At 69.1% G+C, this 5,328-nt stretch carries 5 protein-coding genes; all 5 read left to right on the forward strand.

What is annotated here, in order from left to right:
* Positions 1–77 precede the first annotated feature (77 nt).
* Complete coding sequence (gene eno, locus ACWGIU_RS28730; protein ID WP_453710585.1) at positions 78–1,364, forward strand: phosphopyruvate hydratase; 1,287 nt, start codon at positions 78–80, stop codon at positions 1,362–1,364.
* A gap of 98 nt (positions 1,365–1,462) precedes the next feature.
* Positions 1,463–1,951, forward strand: a complete 489-nt coding sequence (locus ACWGIU_RS28735; RefSeq protein ID WP_453710587.1) for an FtsB family cell division protein — start codon at positions 1,463–1,465, stop codon at positions 1,949–1,951.
* Positions 1,952–2,016: 65 nt separating this feature from the next.
* Positions 2,017–2,568: a DUF501 domain-containing protein gene (locus ACWGIU_RS28740; RefSeq protein ID WP_453710589.1), complete on the forward strand. Its 552-nt coding sequence runs from the start codon at positions 2,017–2,019 to the stop codon at positions 2,566–2,568.
* Complete coding sequence (locus ACWGIU_RS28745; protein WP_453710591.1) at positions 2,565–3,506, forward strand: Ppx/GppA phosphatase family protein; 942 nt, start codon at positions 2,565–2,567, stop codon at positions 3,504–3,506. Before ACWGIU_RS28740 ends, ACWGIU_RS28745 begins: the two co-directional genes overlap by 4 nt.
* Before the next feature lie 390 nt (positions 3,507–3,896).
* Complete coding sequence (locus ACWGIU_RS28750; RefSeq protein ID WP_453710593.1) at positions 3,897–5,282, forward strand: NAD(P)/FAD-dependent oxidoreductase; 1,386 nt, start codon at positions 3,897–3,899, stop codon at positions 5,280–5,282.
* The last annotated feature ends 46 nt before the right edge of the window (positions 5,283–5,328 follow it).

Genomic DNA, 5,328 nt, shown 5'->3' on the forward strand with positions numbered 1-5,328 from the left:
CGGTTAGGCTCTAGGCGGCAAGGCCATCCCACGGCCTGACACGCCACCGCACACTCAGCGTCACATCCCAGAAGGAGATGCTCGTGCCGTCCATCGACGTCGTCGTAGCCCGGGAAATCCTGGACTCCCGAGGCAACCCCACGGTCGAGGTCGAGGTGGGCCTCGACGATGGCAGCACCGGCCGTGCTGCAGTTCCGTCCGGCGCCTCCACCGGTGCATTCGAGGCCATCGAGCTGCGTGACGGTGACCCCAACCGTTACTTCGGCAAGGGTGTCGAGAAGGCCGTCCTCGCCGTCATCGAGCAGATCGGCCCGGAGCTCGTCGGCTACGACGCCACCGAGCAGCGGCTGATCGACCAGGCCATGTTCGACCTGGACGCCACCGACAACAAGGGCTCGCTCGGCGCCAACGCCATCCTCGGCGTGTCCCTGGCCGTCGCGCACGCCGCGTCTGAGGCCTCGGACCTCCCGCTCTTCCGCTACCTCGGCGGTCCGAACGCGCACCTGCTGCCCGTTCCGATGATGAACATCCTCAACGGTGGGTCGCACGCCGACTCCAACGTGGACATCCAGGAGTTCATGATCGCTCCCATCGGCGCGGAGTCCTTCTCCGAGGCGCTGCGTTGGGGTGCCGAGGTCTACCACACCCTCAAGAAGGTCCTGCACACCAAGGGCCTCTCCACCGGCCTGGGTGACGAGGGCGGCTTCGCCCCGAACCTGGAGTCCAACCGTGCCGCGCTCGACCTCATCGTCGAGGCCATCAAGCAGGCCGGCTACACCCCGGGCAAGGACATCGCGCTCGCGCTCGACGTCGCCGCGTCCGAGTTCTACAAGGACGGCAAGTACCAGTTCGAGGGCCAGTCCCGCTCGGCCGCCGAGATGACCGAGTACTACGAGGAGCTCGTCTCCGCGTACCCGATGGTCTCCATCGAGGACCCGCTGTACGAGGACGACTGGGCCGGCTGGAAGACCCTCACCGACAAGCTGGGCACCAAGGTCCAGATCGTCGGTGACGACCTGTTCGTCACCAACCCGGAGCGTCTGGCCCGCGGTATCGAGGAGGGCTCCGCCAACGCCCTGCTCGTGAAGGTGAACCAGATCGGTTCGCTGACCGAGACCCTGGACGCCGTCGAGATGGCCCAGCGCAACGGCTTCAAGTGCATGATGTCCCACCGTTCCGGTGAGACCGAGGACGTCACCATCGCCGACCTCGCCGTCGCCGTGAACTGTGGTCAGATCAAGACCGGTGCCCCGGCCCGCTCGGACCGTGTCGCCAAGTACAACCAGCTGCTGCGCATCGAGGAGATCCTCGACGACGCCGCGGTGTACGCGGGCCGCTCCGCCTTCCCGCGCTTCAAGGGCTAATCACCCCCCTGGGGGGCTGGCCTCCGTACGTCCCCGCACTCGGTCCCGTACCGTGTGCGGGGACGTATTGCGTAGGCGTACCTAGGGGAGGCGGACCAATGGCCGGGAACCGGGATCGGTTCTCCACCTTCTCCACCGCGACCAGGCTCAAGCAGCTCGGCGAGCGGACCGCCGCCCATGTCTACCGGTCGCAGTCGCGGCGGCAGGTCCGCCGCAGCCGGCTCACCGGCCGCGCCGCGCTCCTGGTGCTCGTCCTCTGTACGCTGGTCGTCGCCCTCGCGTACCCGATGCGCCAGTACGTCTCCCAGCGCTCGGAGATCGCGAAGCAGCAGCGGGCCGCCGCGGCCGCCCGGGACCGCCTGGAGCGGCTCCGCGACGAGAAGGCCCGCTGGCAGGACGACGCCTACGCGGAGCAGCAGGCGCGCGAGCACCTGCACTTCCTGCGCCCGGGGGAGATCGGCTACATCATGAGCGACCCCGGGGCCCAGCCCCCGCAGCCGCACCGGACCGGCCGAGCCGGCTCCGACCGGCCCTGGTACTCCAACGTCTGGGACGGCGTCGACAAGGCCGACCGCCCCGGCGAGTGATCCGTACCGCCGTACCGCAGCAACCGCAGCACCCATCCACGAGAACGAAGAGACTTCCTCCAGGCATGCAGACGCCCCCGCCCCAGACCGACCGGACCGAGCCGACCGACGCGGACATCGAGGCGTTCGAGCAGCAGCTCGGCCGCCCGCCGCGCGGACTGCGCGCCATCGCGCACCGCTGCCCCTGCGGGCAGCCGGACGTGGTGGAGACCGCCCCGCGACTCCCCGACGGCACCCCCTTCCCGACGCTGTACTACCTGACGTGCCCGCGCGCGGCCTCCGCGATCGGCACGCTGGAGGCCAACGGCGTGATGAAGGAGATGCAGGCCCGGCTCGCCGAGGACAAGGAACTGGCCGCCGCCTACCAGGCGGCCCACGAGGACTACATCGAGCGGCGCGACGCCATCGAGGTGCTCCAGGGCTTCCCGAGCGCCGGCGGCATGCCGGACCGGGTGAAGTGCCTGCACGTACTGGTCGGCCACTCCCTGGCCGCCGGCCCCGGGGTGAACCCGTTCGGCGACGAGGCCCTCGCCATGCTGCCGGAGTGGTGGGCCAAGGGTGCCTGCGTCGTCCCGTGCGGGGAGAAGAAGACGGACGAGACGGAGTCGCGGGCGTGACCCGGGTCGCCGCCGTCGACTGCGGTACCAACTCCATCCGGCTGCTCGTGGCGGACTGCGACCCGGCCACCGGCGAGCTGGTCGAGCTGGACCGCCGGATGACGATCGTCCGGCTGGGCCAGGGCGTGGACCGGACCGGTCGGCTGGCCCCGGAGGCGCTGGAGCGCACCTTCGCCGCCTGCCGCGAGTACGCGGGAGTGATCAAGGAGTTCGGCACGGAGAGGGTGCGCTTCGTGGCGACCTCCGCCTCCCGGGACGCCGAGAACCGGGCGGACTTCGTCCGGGGCGTCCTGGACATCCTGGGGGTCGAGCCCGAGGTGATCTCCGGTGACCAGGAGGCGGAGTTCTCCTTCACCGGCGCCACCAAGGAGCTCACGGCGCACGAGCACCTGGAGCGCCCCTTCCTGGTGGTGGACATCGGCGGCGGCTCGACCGAGTTCGTGGTCGGCGAGGAGCACGTACGGGCCGCCCGGTCCGTGGACATCGGCTGCGTCCGGATGACCGAGCGGCACCTGGTGGTGGACGGGGTCGTCACCGACCCGCCGACCGCGGAGCAGGTCGCCGCGATCCGCGCAGACATCGAGGTGGCGCTGGACCTGGCCGCCGAGAGCGTCCCGCTGGCCGAGGCGCGCACGCTGGTGGGCCTGGCCGGCTCGGTGACCACGGTCGCCGGGATCGCGCTGGGGCTGCCGGAGTACGAGTCGTCCGCGATCCACCACTCCCGCATCTCCTACGAGCAGGTGCGCGCGATCAGTGAGCGGATGCTGACGGCGACGCACGCCGAGCGCGCGGCGATCCCTGTGATGCATCCGGGCCGGGTGGACGTGATCGGCGCGGGCGCGCTGGTGCTTCTGGCGATCATGGAACGTATCGGCGCTTCCGAGGTTGTCGTGTCGGAGCACGACATCCTCGATGGAATCGCTTGGTCCATGGCCTGAACGACCTTCGAAGCAGGTTGTGGGGGGCCGTCGGGCTCGTGATCCACATGAAGTTCGTGAAGTTCTTCACAAGGAAAAAGGGTCTGTGAGGTCAACGGGAGGGTCCATCGGGGTCTTCCGGAGGCCCTCAGGCCCTTTTCCGTGTGCGTTCGTGCGATCGACGGAAGCGACAGGACACACGTCAGAGGTAGGGACGAAGCCCTGTGGTCCAGTCCGCTTTCGGCCTTGGAGGCCAGTTCAGGACGGGTGAACAACGACTCCGGACGCCTGCTGGTTCCCGTCGCGCGCCATGACCTCCGTCACGCGGGCCGCGGAGTGTAGCAGAGGGGCCCTCGGTCCTTGTGAAGGGGCTCACGAGCGACACCCCTTCGGGTGCTGGATACTCGTTCCATGAGCACCACGGAGCGTCCCAGGATCCTCGTTGTAGGAGGTGGGTACGTAGGCCTGTACGCAGCCAAGCGCATCATGAAGAAGATGCGCTACGGCGAGGCGACCGTCACGGTCGTCGACCCGCGCTCGTACATGACCTACCAGCCCTTCCTCCCTGAAGTGGCCGCAGGCAGCATCTCGCCTCGGCACGTCGTCGTCCCGCTGCGACGCGTGCTGCCCAAGGCAGAGGTTCTCACCGGCCGGGTCACCAGCATCGACCAGGACCGCAAGGTCGCCGTCGTCACGCCGCTCGTCGGCGAGGCGTACGAGCTGCCCTTCGACTACCTGGTGATCGCGCTCGGCGCCGTCTCCCGCACCTTCCCGATCCCCGGCCTTGCCGAACAGGGCATCGGTATGAAGGGTGTCGAAGAGGGCATCGGCCTGCGCAACCACGTCCTCGAGCAGCTCGACAAGGCCGAGTCCACGACGGACGAGAACGTCCGCCGCAAGGCGCTCACCTTCGTCTTCGTCGGCGGCGGCTTCGCCGGTGCGGAGACCATCGGTGAGGTCGAGGACATGGCCCGGGACGCCGCGAAGTACTACTCCACGATCAAGCGCGAGGACATGCGCTTCATCCTGGTCGACGCGGCCGACAAGATCCTTCCCGAGGTCGGGCCGAAGCTCGGCACCTGGGGCAAGGAGCACCTCGAGTCCCGCGGCATCGAGATCTACCTCAGCACCTCCATGGACTCCTGCGTGGACGGCCACGTGGTGCTGAAGAACGGCCTCGAGGTCGACTCCGACACCATCGTGTGGACCGCCGGCGTCAAGCCGAACCCGGTGCTGGCCCGCTACGGCCTGCCGCTGGGCCCCCGCGGTCACGTGGACGCCCAGCCGACCCTCCAGGTCACGGGCACGGACTACATCTGGACCGCCGGCGACAACGCCCAGGTTCCGGACATGGCCGCCCGCAAGGCCGGTGTCGAGAACGCCTGGTGCCCGCCGAACGCCCAGCACGCGCTGCGTCAGGCCAAGGTCCTCGGCGACAACGTCATCTCGGGCATGCGGGGCTTCCCGCAGGCCGAGTACTCGCACTCCAACAAGGGTGCGGTGGCGGGCCTCGGCCTCCACAAGGGCGTCGCGATGATCGTCATGGGCAAGACGAAGATCAAGCTCAAGGGCCGGCTGGCCTGGTACATGCACCGTGGTTACCACGGCATGGCCATGCCGACCTGGAACCGCAAGATCCGCGTCTTCGCCGACTGGACCCTCGCGATGTTCCTCAAGCGCGAGGTCGTCTCCCTCGGTGCGCTGGAGACCCCCCGCGAGGAGTTCTACGAGGCCGCCAAGCCGGCGCCGGCCCCGGCCGCCGCCGCTGCCCCGGCCGCGAAGGCCAAGGCCTCCTGACCGGTGTGACCGGCAGGACCTGAGCTCCACCTGTACGACCTGTACG

This window comes from Streptomyces sp. NPDC054840 (assembly GCF_053611065.1).